Source organism: Flavobacterium jumunjinense, from assembly GCF_021650975.2.
GTDB classification, from domain to species: Bacteria; Bacteroidota; Bacteroidia; order Flavobacteriales; family Flavobacteriaceae; genus Flavobacterium; species Flavobacterium jumunjinense.
This window is the reverse complement of sequence record NZ_CP091285.1, coordinates 1,433,348-1,450,002: the sequence shown is the minus strand read 5'-3', so window position 1 is coordinate 1,450,002 and position 16,655 is coordinate 1,433,348. Positions and strand designations below refer to the sequence as shown.

The 16,655-nt window shown below is 30.4% G+C and carries 17 protein-coding genes; 10 read left to right on the top strand and 7 right to left on the bottom strand.

The features are described 5' to 3' along the window. Positions 1 to 56: 56 nt before the first annotated feature. The 8 genes from L2Z92_RS06565 to L2Z92_RS06530 all read left to right on the top strand — a co-directional run bounded on the left by L2Z92_RS06565 (position 57) and on the right by L2Z92_RS06530 (position 7,323). Positions 57 to 1,199, top strand: a complete 1,143-nt coding sequence (locus L2Z92_RS06565; protein ID WP_236458039.1) for a lycopene cyclase family protein — start codon at positions 57 to 59, stop codon at positions 1,197 to 1,199. Between the two features lie 124 nt (positions 1,200 to 1,323). Then, positions 1,324 to 1,734: a BrxA/BrxB family bacilliredoxin gene (locus tag L2Z92_RS06560; protein ID WP_236458038.1), complete on the top strand. Its 411-nt coding sequence runs from the start codon at positions 1,324 to 1,326 to the stop codon at positions 1,732 to 1,734. Positions 1,735 to 1,839: 105 nt separating this feature from the next. Next, positions 1,840 to 2,223: a hypothetical protein gene (locus L2Z92_RS06555; protein ID WP_236458037.1), complete on the top strand. Its 384-nt coding sequence runs from the start codon at positions 1,840 to 1,842 to the stop codon at positions 2,221 to 2,223. A 94-nt stretch (positions 2,224 to 2,317) separates the two neighbouring features. Continuing rightward, positions 2,318 to 3,052, top strand: coding sequence for a lysophospholipid acyltransferase family protein (locus tag L2Z92_RS06550; protein ID WP_236458036.1), 735 nt, complete (start codon positions 2,318 to 2,320; stop codon positions 3,050 to 3,052). A 5-nt stretch (positions 3,053 to 3,057) separates the two neighbouring features. Continuing rightward, positions 3,058 to 4,050: an acyl-ACP desaturase gene (locus L2Z92_RS06545; RefSeq protein ID WP_236458035.1), complete on the top strand. Its 993-nt coding sequence runs from the start codon at positions 3,058 to 3,060 to the stop codon at positions 4,048 to 4,050. A gap of 16 nt (positions 4,051 to 4,066) precedes the next feature. Continuing rightward, the gene (locus tag L2Z92_RS06540) at positions 4,067 to 4,762 is read left to right on the top strand and encodes a cyclase family protein (RefSeq protein WP_236458034.1); all 696 of its coding nucleotides are present in this window, start codon (positions 4,067 to 4,069) and stop codon (positions 4,760 to 4,762) included. Between the two features lie 27 nt (positions 4,763 to 4,789). Continuing rightward, entirely contained in the window at positions 4,790 to 5,434 is a 645-nt protein-coding gene (locus L2Z92_RS06535; protein ID WP_236458033.1) for an HD domain-containing protein, read from the top strand. 176 nt (positions 5,435 to 5,610) lie between these two features. Further along, a complete protein-coding gene (locus L2Z92_RS06530; protein WP_236458032.1) occupies positions 5,611 to 7,323 on the top strand; it encodes an alkaline phosphatase D family protein in 1,713 nt (570 codons plus the stop codon). A 59-nt stretch (positions 7,324 to 7,382) separates the two neighbouring features. On the opposite strand, the gene L2Z92_RS06525 is transcribed toward L2Z92_RS06530, so the two are convergent. From L2Z92_RS06525 to L2Z92_RS06495, 7 genes are all read right to left on the bottom strand, one after another. Further along, positions 7,383 to 8,153, bottom strand: coding sequence for an enoyl-CoA hydratase/isomerase family protein (locus L2Z92_RS06525; RefSeq protein ID WP_236458031.1), 771 nt, complete (start codon positions 8,151 to 8,153; stop codon positions 7,383 to 7,385). An 8-nt stretch (positions 8,154 to 8,161) separates the two neighbouring features. Continuing rightward, positions 8,162 to 9,574 carry a sensor histidine kinase gene (locus L2Z92_RS06520; protein ID WP_236458030.1) on the bottom strand — a complete coding sequence of 471 codons (1,413 nt, stop codon included), beginning with the start codon at positions 9,572 to 9,574 and terminating at the stop codon, positions 8,162 to 8,164. Positions 9,575 to 9,636: 62 nt separating this feature from the next. Next, positions 9,637 to 10,179: a CopD family protein gene (locus tag L2Z92_RS06515; protein ID WP_236458029.1), complete on the bottom strand. Its 543-nt coding sequence runs from the start codon at positions 10,177 to 10,179 to the stop codon at positions 9,637 to 9,639. A gap of 5 nt (positions 10,180 to 10,184) precedes the next feature. Further along, positions 10,185 to 10,778: a hypothetical protein gene (locus L2Z92_RS06510; RefSeq protein ID WP_236458028.1), complete on the bottom strand. Its 594-nt coding sequence runs from the start codon at positions 10,776 to 10,778 to the stop codon at positions 10,185 to 10,187. A 93-nt stretch (positions 10,779 to 10,871) separates the two neighbouring features. Next, on the bottom strand, positions 10,872 to 12,206 hold the full coding sequence (locus L2Z92_RS06505; RefSeq protein ID WP_236458027.1) for an MATE family efflux transporter: 1,335 nt from the start codon (positions 12,204 to 12,206) through the stop codon (positions 10,872 to 10,874). Then, positions 12,206 to 13,240, bottom strand: a complete 1,035-nt coding sequence (gene hemH / locus L2Z92_RS06500; protein WP_236458026.1) for a ferrochelatase — start codon at positions 13,238 to 13,240, stop codon at positions 12,206 to 12,208. The genes L2Z92_RS06505 and hemH overlap by 1 nt, the downstream gene beginning before the upstream one ends. Positions 13,241 to 13,369: 129 nt before the next feature. Next, on the bottom strand, positions 13,370 to 14,242 hold the full coding sequence (locus tag L2Z92_RS06495; protein ID WP_236458025.1) for a helix-turn-helix transcriptional regulator: 873 nt from the start codon (positions 14,240 to 14,242) through the stop codon (positions 13,370 to 13,372). A 229-nt stretch (positions 14,243 to 14,471) separates the two neighbouring features. Here L2Z92_RS06495 and hemA point away from each other — a divergent pair, with 229 nt between their 5' ends. Then, entirely contained in the window at positions 14,472 to 15,719 is a 1,248-nt protein-coding gene (hemA, locus tag L2Z92_RS06490) for a glutamyl-tRNA reductase (protein WP_236458024.1), read from the top strand. Between the two features lie 10 nt (positions 15,720 to 15,729). Next, positions 15,730 to 16,650 carry a hydroxymethylbilane synthase gene (hemC, locus tag L2Z92_RS06485; protein WP_236458023.1) on the top strand — a complete coding sequence of 307 codons (921 nt, stop codon included), beginning with the start codon at positions 15,730 to 15,732 and terminating at the stop codon, positions 16,648 to 16,650. The last annotated feature ends 5 nt before the right edge of the window (positions 16,651 to 16,655 follow it).

Genomic DNA, 16,655 nt, shown 5'->3' with positions numbered 1-16,655 from the left:
CAATCTTAATAAAAGATTGGCTTTTGTTTTTTATATTACTTCAATATCTTTGAAAAATGCAACATTATCATTATATCTTTACCGGTTCTGGGCTATCTGCTTTAATGACTGTCTATGAAATGATACTTTCAGGGAAGTTCCAAGATAAATCTTTCCTATTAATCGATGAAAACCTTAAAAAGTATAATGATAGAACTTGGTGTTTCTGGGATAATTCAACTCTTTTTGAAGCAATAATTTCCAAAACTTGGAACAAGGCTTTTTTTTCAAATACAACAACAAAGACACAATTAAATTTTTCACCTTATCAATATAAAATGATTAAGGCAATAGATTTCTACAATTATGTTTTTAATACAATTTCAAAACAAAAAAATATTACGTTTATAAATGAAAAAGTAACTCATTTTGAAGATTTAAATAGTCACTGTATAGTAAGAACCGAAAAAAGCAGTTTTGAATGTAAGAAAGTTTTCAATTCTATCCTAGATATTGAGATTGTTAAATCACAAACAAAATTCCCTTTACTACAGCAGCATTTTATTGGTTGGTTTATCAAATCTAAAGAACCTGTCTTTGATTCTAGTTGCGCTACATTTATGGATTTTTCTATCTCACAAAAAGGAAATACACGTTTCATGTATGTTTTACCAACCTCTTCAACAGAAGCTTTAATTGAGTATACTTTGTTTTCTAAAGATTTACTTCCAAAAGAAGAATATGAAAATGGAATTGTCAATTACATTAAAAACCTAGGGATAAATGACTATCATATAATTGAAAAAGAGCAAGGCAATATTCCAATGACATGTTATGAATTTTGGAAACAAAACACAAAAAACATTGTAAATATTGGTTCTGCTGGCGGTTGGACAAAAGCAAGTACTGGTTTTACTTTCAAAAATGTAACAAAGAAATCCAAAGCACTAACCCAATTTTTAACTCATGAAGTTGATTTTAGAAAATTTCATAAGAAAGACAAATTTTGGTTGTATGATCTATTATTTATAGAGGTGCTATTTAAAAACAATAATTTAGGATCGACTGTTTTTTCTTCACTTTTCAAAAAAGGAAATCCAAATCTTATTTTTAAATTTTTAGATGAAGAAACTAACTATTGGGAAGATTTAAAAGTTATCCTGAAATGTCCAAAAACACCTTTTATAAAAGCATTGATTAGAAGAGTTTTTAAATTTTAAATCTGTTTATAGCATTATAATAAATCTTTATGATTTCTTTAATTCTTAAGTTTATAATTCTCATTATCTTTGTATCGGATTTTATAAAATCTAAACACCTAATAAGAAATTTAAAATAAAAAATATGTATCCAGAAGAAATGGTAAAACCAATGAGAGCTGAGCTTACAGAAGCTGGTTTTCAAGAATTACATAATGCTAATGACGTTGATGCAGTATTAGCAAAAGAAGGAACAACTTTAGTCGTTATAAATTCAGTTTGTGGATGTGCAGCTAGAAATGCAAGACCTGGAGCAAAAATGAGTTTAGATAATGCAAAAAAACCAACTCAAATTGTAACTGTTTTTGCAGGAGTAGATAAAGAAGCTGTTGACAAAGCAAGAGAACATATGTTTCCCTTCCCTCCTTCTTCACCATGTATGGCATTGTTTAAAAACGGTGAATTAGTTCACATGTTAGAGCGTCATCATATTGAAGGAAGACCAGCAGAATTAATTGCAGAAAATTTAAAAGATGCATATAGCGAACATTGCTAGCCTTTAAAACAATAATAAAAAGACCCTTTCAAAATAAAATTTGAAAGGGTTTTTCTTTTTTACGCAACCAAAAACAATAATGTGTATCTTTTATATAAAAATGCTATGAAAATTATAATACGAATTTTAATGCTTGCATTACTTTTACAGAGTTTTCAATGTGAAGACGATGTTTTGCCAACAAACATTACACCTGAACAATTAGATGCTAAAAAAACTGAAATCACAGATTATATCAATAGTTTTTCTTGTGCTAATTCTTCTGGCTGTAATAGTATTGCGTTTGGAGCAAAACCTTGTGGTGGTCCAAGAGAATATTTAGTTTTCTCAAATGATATCGATTTACCAACACTACAACAAATGGTAAATGAATACAATAATTTAGATGATGCGTATAATATCCAAATTAATGCAATTTCTGATTGTGCAATTGTAAATCCTCCCACAAACATTGGCTGTGTTGATGGTGTTTGCACAATTATAGACTAACCAATCAATTTTACTTTTTAAACAAAAAAACCATTAGTGATTCTAATGTTTTTTTTTGTTTTTAATAGTACCTTTGTCTAAACGTTAAAGAGTTATGCAAAAGATTATTTCTTACCCAATTTCTATATTGTATACATTTTTGTTTCTATTTTGGCTGTGCGTATTTCATCCAATTCAATGGTTGTGCTTTAATATTTTTGGATATAATGCACACAAGAAATGTGTTGCAATAATGAACTTGTTCTTGGTAAGAAGTACACTTGTTCTTGGGACAACACATTCTTTCAAAGGAATTGAAAAACTTCCAAAAAACGTTCCATTAATCATTGTTGCAAACCATCAAAGTCTGTACGATATTCCACCCATAATTTGGTTCTTACGCGGTTGGCATCCGAAATTCATAAGTAAAAAAGAATTAGGTAAAGGAATTCCAAGTGTTTCCTATAATTTAAGAAACGGTGGTTCTGCTCTTATCGATAGAAAAGATGGAAAACAGTCTCTTGCAGAAATAAAAAAATGTGCCGAGTTTATTAACCAAAACAACTATTCCGTTGTTATTTTCCCTGAAGGAACAAGAAGTAAAACTGGAGTACCTAAACCATTTTCTGTTAATGGATTAAAAATGCTCTATAAATTTGCTCCAGATGCTTATTTTGCACCTATTACAATAAATAATTCTTGGAAAATGACTCGATTTGGAAAATTTCCGCTTGGGTTAGGGAATAAATTAGAATTTCAAGTACACGAACCTTTAAAAATTTCAGAATATTCATTTGATGCTATTTTTGAAAAAACTGAAGCAATAATTACACAACACATAAAAAAATAATTAAAATGTCAATAAAAAATGTACGCTTAGAAGTAATGCAGTTTCTAGAAAAGAAAATCGATTCTTTTGTAGATGAATTTCTAATTCCTGTAGAAAAAATTTGGCAACCAACCGATTTACTTCCAGACTCTCAAAACGAAAAATTTTTTGAAGAAGTAAAAGAACTAAGAGAAATTGCAAAAGATTTACCTTATGATTTTTGGGTAGTTCTTGTTGGTGACACAATTACAGAAGAAGCTTTACCAACTTATGAATCTTGGCTAATGCAAGTCGAGGGTGTAGACCAAGATAATGGTGGAAATGGCTGGAGCAAATGGGTTAGACAATGGACAGGAGAGGAAAACCGTCATGGTGATACCTTAAACAAATATTTATATTTATCTGGTCGTGTTGATATGCGCGAAATTGAAATGACAACCCAACACCTAATCAATGATGGTTTTGATATTGGAACAAGTAACGATCCATATAAGAATTTTGTTTATACTAGTTTTCAAGAATTAGCTACATATGTTTCTCATAATAGAGTGGCACAAATGGCAAAGAAGTTTGGTGATAATAAATTGGCAAAAATGTGTCGTTTAATTGCTGGAGACGAAATGCGTCATCATCAAGCATATAGCACATTTGTAAGTCGAATTTTCGAAGTAGATCCAAGTGAAATGATGTTGGCTTTTCAGCACATGATGAAACATAAAATTACAATGCCTGCACATTTCCTAAGAGAATCAGGTCAAAAAATTAGTACTGCTTTTGAACAATTTTCAGATTCTGCACAAAGAATTGGTGTCTACACTGCAAATGATTATGTAGATATTATGCAAAAATTAATTGATAAATGGGAAATTGATAAAATTGTTAATTTAACTGATGAAGCTGAAAAAGCGAGAGATTTCCTTATGAAACTTCCTGCTCGTATGGCAAGAGTATCTGAAAGAATAGTGATTCCAGAAACTGGACATGTATTCAAATGGGTACAACCTGCTTTAATCAAATAATCGTTTTCGTTTTTTAGTGAAAGAAATCATCGACTTAAGTCAAGAAATATATTCTGGAATGCCTGTTTTCAATGGGCTTCCAGAAGTATCTTTTACTGTTCATGCAACTCATGAGCAATGGAATAAAGAATTAGACCCTACAACCGAAACACCTAGTGTTTACAAATTAGAACTTGGAGAGCATACAGGGACACATGTTGATGCTATTAATCACATGGGAAAAGAATTTAAAGACCAATCTATAGATAAAATGCCACTTTCGATGTTCTATACAGAAGGCATCTGCCTAGATTTCTCATATAAAAAATTGAAAGAATTAATTTCTATTGAAGACATTGAGAAAGCTTGTGAAAAAGATAAGTTAGAAATAAAAAAAGGAGACACCGTATTATTCTATACAGATCATTATAGAAATTATTTTGGCACAGAAAACTGGAACAATGGTCCTGGTCTAACCGCTGAAGCAACAAGATGGTTAGGTCAAAAAAAGATAGCTGCTTTTGGTGTAGAAACTATGTCGCCAGGAATTCCTAAATTAACCAATAAAGAAGTCCATTATATTTGTGGTGAAATGGGTTTTACTCATTATGAAAACATGATTAACCTTAATCAATTAGTCGCACGAGGACGTTTTCAATTCATCGCTCTTCCTTTAAAAATAAGAGGTGGTACAGGTTCTCCAGTTAGAGCTATTGCTGTCTTTGATAAATAGATTCCAAAATATATATAAAAGTTAAAAATGCAATTAATTGATACTACAATACATTTCGTAAAAGAGAAGCTTCAAAATGCAGAAGGAGGACATGATTGGTTTCACATTGAACGGGTTTATAAAAATGCTCTTTTAATTGCTAAAGATGAAGAATGTAATCTTGAAATTGTAAAACTAGGTGCTCTGTTACATGACATTGCCGACAGTAAATTTCATGATGGAGATGAAACTGTTGGTCCTAAAATAGCAACTACTTTTTTAGAAAGTCAAAATGTAGACAAAAACACCATAAACCATGTTATTGCTATTATTGAAAACATTTCCTTTAAAGGTGGAAATTTCGACAAAAAATTCGCATCTAAAGAGCTTGATATTGTTCAAGATGCTGATCGTTTAGATGCTCTTGGTGCAATAGGAATTGCTAGGACTTTCAATTATGGTGGTTTCAAAGACAGAGCATTATATAATCCGAATATTCAACCTCAATTGAATATGAGCAAAGAAGAGTATAAAAACAGTGATGCTCCAACATTGAATCATTTTTATGAAAAACTACTACTTCTTAAAGATAAAATGAATACCGAAACTGGAAAAAAAATTGCAAAAGATAGACATATTTTCATGGAGAAATTCTTGTCGCAATTTTATGCAGAATGGGAAGGTGAAAAATAACAACTATTTTTCATTTTCTATCATTTAATATTAAAATGATGAATTCTTGTTCTTTTCTTTAACAACTTACTTTTTTCAACACTTTTGAAACTTATTTTTTAATAGTTAATTAATCTCTAAATAATACCTTCTTAAATCTAATATTTGAATTTTGTAAAAATTTAAATACAGAAATAATGAGTCAAAATTCTTTGTCAAGAAGGCGATTTTTAATCAATTCTATTTTAACAACTGGAGGAATTCTTTTAGCTCCCAACTTTATTAGTTGCTCAGATGATGATAGTGTTTTTGGTGTGCCAGATGATTATTCAAATGATAATTTTGCACATGGAGTAGCTAGTTTTGACCCAACTCATAACCAAATAATTATTTGGACACGATATAACACTGGAAAACCTAGTGTTAAAATACTTTGGCAAGTAGCTTATGATGCTAAATTTGAAACCGTTTTTAGAAGTGGAGGAGTAACTACAGATAACTCACGAGATTATACAATTGCCATTGAACTTCAGAATTTAGAAGCCGATAAAAAACTATATTATCGTTTCTTTAATCAAGAAGACAGAAGTGTTTCTGTAATTGGTGAAACAATTACACTACCTGTTGCTACAAATGCAGTTACATTAGCGGTTTGTTCTTGTGCAAATTATCCTGCTGGTTTATTTAATGTTTACCAGGCAATGGCTAATTCTAATGCTGATATTATTGTACATCTTGGCGATTACATTTATGAATATGCACAAGAAGAATATGGTACTAATGAATATACAAATGCATTAAACAGAAAGCATTCTCCAGCAAATGAAATTATAACATTAAATGATTATAGAGCACGTTATAAACAATATCGTACGGATAAAAACTTACAATTAGCGCATCAAAAGAAACCATTCATTTGTGTTTGGGATGATCATGAAATAGCCAATGACACCTATAAAGATGGTGCAGAAAATCATCAGCCAAACGAAGGAAGTTTTGAAGCAAGAAAAGCAGATGCAATTAAAGCTTATAGTGAATTTCTACCTATGAAAACAAATGACATTAATTTGATCTATAGAAATTTCAATATTGGAAACCTTGTTAATTTAGTAATGCTAGACACACGTGTAATTGGACGTGATAAACAATTAGAATACTCTAATTATTTTGATAATTCTGGAAACTTTGACATTCCAAGTTTTCAAACCGATTTATTAAATCCAAACCGAACACTACTTGGAACAACACAAAGAAATTGGCTAATATCACAAGTAACAGGAAGTAGTGCTCCTTGGCAAGTTTTAGGGCAACAAGTATTAATGGGAAAAATGATGATTCCTGCTGAATTATTAATTGGTCTAGGTTCTGTATTAGGAGGTTCTGCAGCAGCATTACAACAGTTTCAACAAACACTAACAGAACTTGTTAGTATAAAATTACGCTATACTAATGGAGACCCAACACTTACTAATGCAGAAATTGGAAGAATAACAACAGTGCTACCTTATAATTTAGACGCTTGGGATGGTTATCCTGTAGAAAGAGAAATACTTTACAATAGTTTTGGAAATAAAAAAATCATCTGTCTTGCTGGAGACACACACAATGCTTGGTATAGTAACTTAAATGATAGTAATGCCAATGGAAAAGGAAGAGAATTTGCGACTTCCTCTGTGACTTCTCCTGGTTTAGAAAAATATTTAGGACTTGATGCTTCTGCCATTGGTGGTTTTGAAACGGCAATGCAAGTACTAATTGATGATCTTAATTATTTAAATGCTTCCGACAGAGGCTATTTAACGGTTCATTTTACTTCTAGTACTGTAGAATCGAAATGGAATTTTGTAACTACAGTGTTTAATGAAAATTTTTCTGAAAATACAGAACGTGTAGTTTCATATTCAATCTAAGAAAACAAAAAAGGCTGTTTGAAGTTTTCAAACAGCCTTTTTAAAATATCGTATTCTTTCTATTTAAAATTCGCTTTCCTTTTCTCTAAAAATGCGGTTGTTCCTTCTTTAAAGTGTTCGGTTCCAAAACAAGCTCCAAAATTCTCGATTTCTACTTCAAAACCGTTTACTCCGTCTTTAAAATTAGCATTTACCGCTTGGATAGCTTTAGAAATAGCAACACTAGAGTTTCTAACAATTTTTGAAGCAATTCCTTTTGTAAACTCAATTAAATCTGCTTGAGCTACAACATGATTAACAAGTCCACTCTCTTTTGCTGTAGTAGCATCTATCATTCCTGCTGTCATTATCATTTCCATTGCTCTTCCTTTACCTACTAATTGCGATAAACGCTGTGTTCCTCCATATCCAGGAATTACTCCTAATGTTACTTCTGGCAACCCCATTCTTGCATTATCTGAAGCTACTCTAAAATGACAAGCCATTGCCAATTCTAATCCTCCTCCTAATGCAAAACCGTTTACAGCAGCTATAACTGGTGTACTTAAATTTTCCACAAAATCGAACAATAATTCTTGTCCTTTTGCTGCCAATTTCCCACCGTCTTCTTCCGAAAAATGGGCAAATTCAGATATATCTGCTCCAGCAACAAATGCTTTTTCACCACTACCTGTAATAATTATTGCTTTTATGCTTGCATCCTCATTAAGAGTTTTAAAACCTTCATGCAGTTCCAAGATTGTTGCTTTGTTTAAAGCATTCAATTTTTCTGGTCTGTTAATGGTTACAATTGCAATGTTTTCTTGTTTTTCAATTAAAATATTTTCCATTTCTTTATTTATGATGTTATCGGAAAGCACACAAGGAAAGTTGTACCTACTCCTTCTTTACTTTCAAATGTTATTCTTCCGTTATAGTTTTCAATTATTTTTTTAATGATAGCTAGCCCTAACCCCATTCCACTTGATTTAGTGGTAAATTTTGGTTCGAAAATTCTTGCTTTGTTTTGTTCAGAAACTCCTTTACCGTTGTCTTTTACTTCTATTTTAACTTCGTTGTCTTCTTTAAAAATACGAACTAAAACCGATTTATTTTCTTGTTCTTCTGGCAAAGATTGTATTGCATTTTTAACTAAATTCGTTATTACTCTAATTAACTGAGTCCTATCTAAACGGGCAATTATTTCTTCATCTATAAAAGAATACTCAATAAAATCTTCATTAAAAATTTCTAATGCTAGTTGCACAATTTTAACAACATTTAATGTTTCATTTTGTTGTGCCGGCATAGAAGCAAAATTTGAAAAAGCACTTGCCACAGAACTCATCGTATCGATTTGTTGTATTAAAGTTTTAGAGAAGTCATCTAGTTTTTCTTTAATCTTAGGGTCATTTTCGTCAAAACGTCTTTGAAAACTTTGCACCGTTAATCGCATTGGTGTTAATGGATTTTTAATTTCATGTGCTACTTGTTTTGCCATTTCTCTCCAAGCCTGCTCTCTTTCACTTTGTGCTAATTTTGTAGCACTATCTTCTAATTTATCAACCATATTGTTATATGATTCTATCAAAAGATTAATTTCTCTACTACCTTCTTCTAATTCAATTTTTTGGTTTAATTGATTGAAATTGGTTTCTTGAATTTTATCTGAAATTATTTTTAATGATTTTGTAATATAACTTGATAAAAAGTAAGACAGGAAAATAGCAATTAAAAACATCAAGAAATATACCTGACTAAATCGAATTAGGAAGTTTCTAATTTCATTATCATAAAACTCCGTATCTTCTTCATAAGGAAGACTTAAAATAGCTAATGGTTTAAACTTATTGTCTTTAATATAACTATAGGAAGTTCGATATGGTAGTCCGTCAATTTTTGTGAATTCAACATACCTTTTCTCAATTGTTCCTCTTAATATTTTTAAAGTAGAAGAATTAATTTTCGGTTTAATACTATCCATTTTAAAAACAGGTTTGGATGATATTAATAAATTTCCATTTAGGTTAAAAAAGTTAATTTCTAAACTATGAATATCGGCTAATTCGTGAATTTTATCTTTAAATATAAATTGAATATTTTCTGTAGTTAACAAATAGGTTGTATTATTTAAAACATAATTAATATTCTCAATAATTGCGTTTTCTTTACGTTCTAATCTGTCTTGATGGTATTCTCTTGCCTCTTTTTTAAATTGATAATAGGATACCAATGCAATTAAAATAGACGCAATTAGGGTTAAGAATATCATTGATAAAAATATTCTTACTCGTAGTGATAATTTTTTTATTTTTAAAGTAAACACGATATATACTATTCTTTATTTTTTTCTCTAATTCGTTTGTAAAATTTAAATCCTAGCATTATCAAAACAGAAAAAGTAATAATACCGACTACACCAAAAATCCAATTTATTGCACTTTTTAAAATTACTAAAAAAACCACTGCAAATAAAATAATTGTTGCACCTTCATTCCAAATTCTAAAAAAGTTGGAACTATGCTTTACCTCATCATTTTGCAACTGTTTAAATATTTGATGACATTTTAAATGATAAATGTAGAGTAGCAAAACAAATGCCAATTTAACATGCATCCATGATTGCGTTAACCAATTAGGATTTAAGTATAATAAGTAAAAAGCAAATAAACTAGCTAATACAGCGCTTGGCCAAGTAATTATATACCACAATCTATATTGCATTAATTGATATTGTTTTATTAAAATATCTTGTTCTGGTTGTTCCTTCAATTTTGCTTCTGCATGATAAACAAACAGACGAACAATATAAAAAAGCCCAGCGAACCATGTTATAACAAAAATTAGATGAAGTGATTTTATATAATTATATTCCATTGTATTTATTTTATAGACTTTTTCTCTATATCTTTTATTAACTTTTTATATGCGCCTATTAAAAGTGATTGGGAGGATTTTGATATGTGAACATCTTGATTGTCTTGAGACAGTTCTGTTGAACCAATTACTCTTTGAGAATATATAATTTCTGCAATATTTAAATCATATACTTCTAAAAGCACTTCACTTTGGTTCATTCCCCCGTCGTTGAATCTACTGGGAGTTAAATCTACCGATCCAAAATCTTCTTTGGTTTTTGAAGCTTTTATATTAATGAAAAAATTAAAATTTGTTCCTTTTTTTAAATCTTCTAATGTTTTCTTATCAGGGTTAACATTTATTTTCCTTGGCAATAACAAGCCTTTTGCTTCATTAATAGGAATTACTCTGTCATTTAGGAAACCTTTAAAATCTTTCAGAACCAATGCTGTTAATTGATTTTCAACATTTGAAGGAGCGTCAACATTGTTTAACAACCATTTTCCAGTAGTAAAATCGACACCTGTAGATTGTCCTTTATTATCAAAAACATATTTTGGTATTGAACAAGAAACAACAAAAACAGAAACAACAAAAAGTACAAAACATTTTTTCATAGTATGTATAAATTTATTTGTTTAGAATCTTAAATATGTTCCATTTATCTTTAAAGACTCACAATATAAACTCTCAAATAATGTGAAGTCTAATTAAACTAATTCCCGCTTCATTTCCCTTCTTAAAAAGAATGCTGTTACTAATGTTGCCAAAATATCTGCAATTGGAAAAGAAATCCATACTCCAAAAATACCATAATAATTTGGTAAAACAAGTACTAAAGGAATTAAGAAAAACCCTTGTTTAGTAAGTGTTAATAGTAATGCTGGAATTGCTTTTCCTGCTGCTTGAAAATAGGCCGCACCGATTAGTTGTATGGCAATAATTGGAGATGCTGCAAATATAATTCGTAATGCATTTGGTGTTTCAGCAATTATTTTTGCGTCTGTAGTAAATATCGTTACGATAGAGCTCGCAAATACTAAGATAACTACAAAAATTATTGTTGCTAAAAACGCAGCCCACTTTATTGATGTTGTGATAGACTCATTTACACGTGCATATAATTTTGCACCATAATTATAACCTGCAATTGGCAAAAACCCTTGTGTTACTCCTAGAATTGGAAACAATGCAAACATTAGCATTCTACTTATAATTCCATAGATTGCAACAGAATCTTCTCCACCATAGGTAAATAAGGTATGATTTAAGATTATTGATAAAATTGCGACAACTCCTTGTCTTGCAAAGGTTACAAAACCTAAAGAAGAAATTTCAGACACTACTTTTTGTTGCAATAAAAAATGCTTCAACTGCGGTTTCAATTCACTTCTATAAATAAAGAACCAAAGAATGAAAGCAAAGCACATAAAATAAGAAATTGAAGTAGCTAGAGCTGCTCCAAACATACCTAAATTTAGAAATTTTATAAAAATAATATCTAATATAATATTACTAAAAGCAGGAATAATCATAGCCATCATGGCAAACTTTGGCTTCCCTTCTGCTCTAATTACTGTATTACCCATCATACTAAGTGCTAAAAAAGGCACTCCATATAAAACAGGCATAAAAAATTCCTTAGCGGGTTCTTTAATTGCTCCGTTTGCTCCAAAGAGCAACAAAACCTCATCCGAGTAAAACAAACCAACAACAACAGATAGTACAGCAAGTAAAATCGTCATCATTAACTGATTTCCAAACGTTAAGAGTGCTTTTTCTTTGTCTTCCGCTCCTAATGCTCTTGAAATAATTGAACTTCCTCCAATACCTAAGGCCATTCCTAAGGAGGATATTAAAAAAGTAATTGGCAATACCACTGAAACAGCTGCTATTGCCAATGAACCAATCCACTGTCCTACAAAGATAGTGTCTATTAGTATGTTAATTGACATAAACAAAATACCTATAGAAGCGGGTACCGATTGTTTAATCAATAATTTTTTTATATCTAATGATCCTAATTCTTTAGAAGAAACTGCCATTATGCTTTTTGTTCTTCATTTTGAAAAGCCCATTGATCAATCCAACGGCTCAACGTTTTACACCAATCATCATCATCATTTAAACAAGGAATTGCTCTAAACTCTTCTCCACCATGAGCTTTAAATTCATGATTTGCTTCCATAGCTATTTCTTCCAATGTTTCTAAACAATCTGCAACGAATGCTGGTGTAACCACTGCTAACTTCTTAATCCCTTTTTCTGGCATTTTATTAATCTCAACATCAGTATATGGCGTTAACCATTTATCTCCTGCTAAACGTGATTGAAAAGTTTGACTGTATTTTCCTTCTTCAATTCCTAAAAATTCAACTACTTGTTTTGTCGTTTCATAACATTGGTGACGATAACAAAATTCGTGAGCTGGAGAAGGTATATTACAACAACTTCCGTCAATTTTACAATGACCTTTTGTTACGTCTGTTTTTCTTATATGACGTTCTGGAATTCCATGATATGAGAATAATAAATGATCATAATCAAAGCCTTCTAAATGTTTTTTAATGGAGTTTGATAAATCCCTAACATAATCTTTTTGATTATAAAATGCAGGAACAATCGTAAAACTCATGTGTGGAAACTTCTTCTTACGCAATTCTTCCGCCAAAACTAAAATTGTTACCGTTGAAGCCATTGCATGTTGCGGATATAGTGGAAACAATAATACTTCTGTTACTCCTTTATCACTCAATTCTTGTAATCCAAATTCTATACTTGGATTTCCATAACGCATGGCTAAAGAAACAGGAACGCTAACATCTTTCTCTACTTTTTCTTTCATCCTTTTTGAAAGAACTATTAACGGAGAACCTTCTTCCCACCAGATTTTTTTGTATGCAGCTGCAGATTTTTTAGGTCTTGTTTGAAGAATAATTCCTCTTACTAATAAAGCTCGTAATAAAAACGGAACGTCAATTACATATTTATCCATTAAGAACTCATCTAAATAAGGCTTTACATCTTTAGGTGTTGGACTTTCTGGTGAACCTAAGTTTACTAATAATACTCCTTTCATTATTATTTCTATTTTATTTTCTTCTTTATAAAAGTTCGATAAAAGTAATTAATCTTAATAGCTTACTAAGACTCCTTAACTTTTTTTTATCTATTGTAGTATTCAATAATTTGATATTGTACGTTAATACTAAACATTCAAATTTAAATTCATTAAATATTTTTTTGGTGTTGTTCCAAATTTTTTCTTGAAGGCCGCTATAAAATGACTCGAAGTACTATACCCTACTTTTAAACCTACTTCATTAACATTATAAGAACCAGAATCTAGCATTTTTCGGGCGTATTCCATTTTATAATCAAACAAAAAGCTATAAACACTATCTCCATAAATTTGTTTAAAACCTACTTTCAATTTCTTCAGTGTTAACCCTACTCTATCTGCCAATTCTTGCAAGCCAGGTGGCTCAGCCATGTTTTCAATAATTATTTCTTTAGCTTTTTTTATCTTAAGTACATTTTCCTCATCAATTAAGAATGGACAATGTTCTGCATTTGGATCTTCATTTTGATTAAAATACAAACTCATTAATTCATATCCTTTTCCTTTTAGATAGAGATTTTTAATAGATGAATTTTGATTATAATGAAATATTTGATTGAGAACAATTGCCATTGAAGGACTTATATCTTCTTCTCCATAATATTTTTTGTCTAAATTTTCTTGACTTAGAAAAGGTATTACTTCTGCTTCATTTGAAAACAAGGCATGAAATTTCTTTATTGAAATTAAAACAGAAATAACCCATGTTTTCGGACTCACTTCTAAATGCAACGGCAATTCTTTTTGAGGGTTATAAAGAAGTAACGATTTCTCTTCGTTTAAATCTAATGCATAACTTCTCTGATTAAAAATAAATTTTGCTTTACCTTTTAGGTTAAAATGAAATTGAATCAAACCTGTTTTCACTTGTTTTTCAATTCGTTCCATTATTTCCGAATCATTTTGAAAACGAAGTAATGTGAAATCTTGCTCTATTTTTATTTCTTCAAAAGAACTCATAGCGTTATTTTTTAAGAGTGATTTTGAACTTGTCATTTTGAATTTATTTAGATTCATTATAAATAAATAAATTCCCAACAGCTAATTCTACTACAAAAATAGGTGAAAATATAAAACCTGAACATTATTTTTATAAAAATTCTGCAATCGACACAAAAAGTCCTTTGAGCGTTACTTTTATAAAAGCGACTACAGTAATTTTGTTCTTACTTTAAGCAAAGTACAATTTATGGATAATACTACAGGATTGAAGCACACTACTTTTTATGCCATTGGCTTAAGCTATAAAAAAGCAGATGCTGAAATGAGAGGAAAATTTAGTTTAGATGAAAAAAGTAAAGAAGACATACTCCTTCAAGCAAAAGAAGATGGTATAGAATCTTTAATTCTAATTTCAACTTGTAATAGAACCGAGATATATGGTTTTTCGCAACACCCATTTCAATTAATAAAATTACTTTGTGAGCACAGTAATGGTACTGTTGAAGATTTTCAAAAAGTAGCCTATGTTTACAAAAATAAAGAAGCTATAAATCATCTTTTTAGAGTAGGAACGGGTTTAGATAGTCAGATTTTAGGAGATTTTGAAATTATCTCTCAAATAAAATCTGGTTTTGTAGCGAGTAAAAAACTTGGCCTTGCAAACTCTTATAAAGAACGACTAGTAAATGCAGTTATTCAAGCTAGCAAAAGAGTAAAAAATGAAACCCAAATCAGTTCAGGTGCGACTTCTGTTTCTTTTGCTTCTGTACAATATATTATGAATAATGTAGAAGATATTGGCAATAAAAATATCTTACTATTTGGTACAGGAAAAATAGGTAGAAACACGTGTGAAAACTTAGTAAAACATACTAAAAATGACCATATCGTTCTAATTAACAGAACAAAAGAAAAAGCAGAAAAAATTGCTGGTAAATTTAATCTGCTTGTTAAAGACTATGCTAACTTACAATTAGAAATTCAAAAAGCAGATGTACTAATTGTTGCTACAGGAGCACAAAACCCTACAATTGATTCTGAAGTTTTAAAACTAAAAAAACCGCTATTAATTTTAGATTTATCTATACCAAAAAACGTTAACAGTAACGTTTCAGATATTGAAGGAGTAACACTTGTACATTTAGATTACCTTTCTCAAGTTACAGACGAGACAATAGAAAAAAGAAAACTACACATTCCTGCAGCTGAGGCAATCATTGAAGATATCATTGAAGAATTTTTAAGCTGGACAAAAGCGAGAAAATTTGCACCAACAATACATTCTCTAAAAGAAAAATTAGCTTTAATAAAGCAATCTGAATTAAATTATCAACGTAAAAAATTGGATAATTTTAATGAAGAACAAGCTGAGATAATAAGCAATCGAATTATACAAAAAATCACAACTCATTTTGCAAATCATCTAAAAGACGAAGATACAATGGTTGATGAAAGTATTGAATGGATCGAAAAAGTATTTCGTTTAAATAATTAAAATCCCCCTTTTGAAAAAAACAATACGCATAGGAACAAGAGATAGTGAGTTAGCTCTTTGGCAAGCACATACTGTTCAAAAAAAGTTAAACGATTTAGGTTATTCAACAGAGATTGTTGCTGTAAAATCAACAGGAGATATCATCTTAGACAAACCCTTATATGAATTAGGGATTACTGGAATTTTTACAAAAACTTTAGACATTGCAATGCTAAAGGGTGAAATTGATATTGCAGTACATTCGATGAAAGATGTTCCAACTGCATTACCAATTGGAATAGTCCAAGCAGCAGTTTTAAAAAGAGCGAACACACTAGATATTCTTGTACATAAAGGAAGTTTAGACTTTTTAAACACAAATGGAACAATCGCATCAGGTAGTTTAAGACGAAAAGCACAATGGCTTAACAAATATCCTTCCCATATTGTTGAAGATTTACGTGGTAATGTAAATACACGCATGCAAAAATTGAAAGATAATACTTGGGATGGAGCTATTTTTGCTGCCGCTGGCTTAGAACGTATCAATTTAAAACCAGACACCTATATGAATTTAGATTGGATGGTTCCTGCACCTGCACAAGGAGCAATGTTAGTTGTTGCTATGGAAAATGATACATATACAAAAGAAGCGCTTTCACAATTAAATCATAAAGAAACTGAAATTTGTACATTCATTGAAAGACAATTTTTAAAAACTTTAGAAGGTGGTTGTACAGCTCCAATTGGTGCGCTTGCAAAATTTGAGGGTGAAAAGATTTATTTTGAAGGTGTACTTCATTCTTTAGACGGAAAAGAAAACTATGAAATCAAAAAAAGTTGTAATTTTGAGGATTATACTTTTTTTGGAAGAAACTGCGCAACTGAGATTTTAAATAATGGAGGAAGTTTCCTTATGGAAAAACTTAGAGAAACCTTAAAAGTGAAATAAATCAC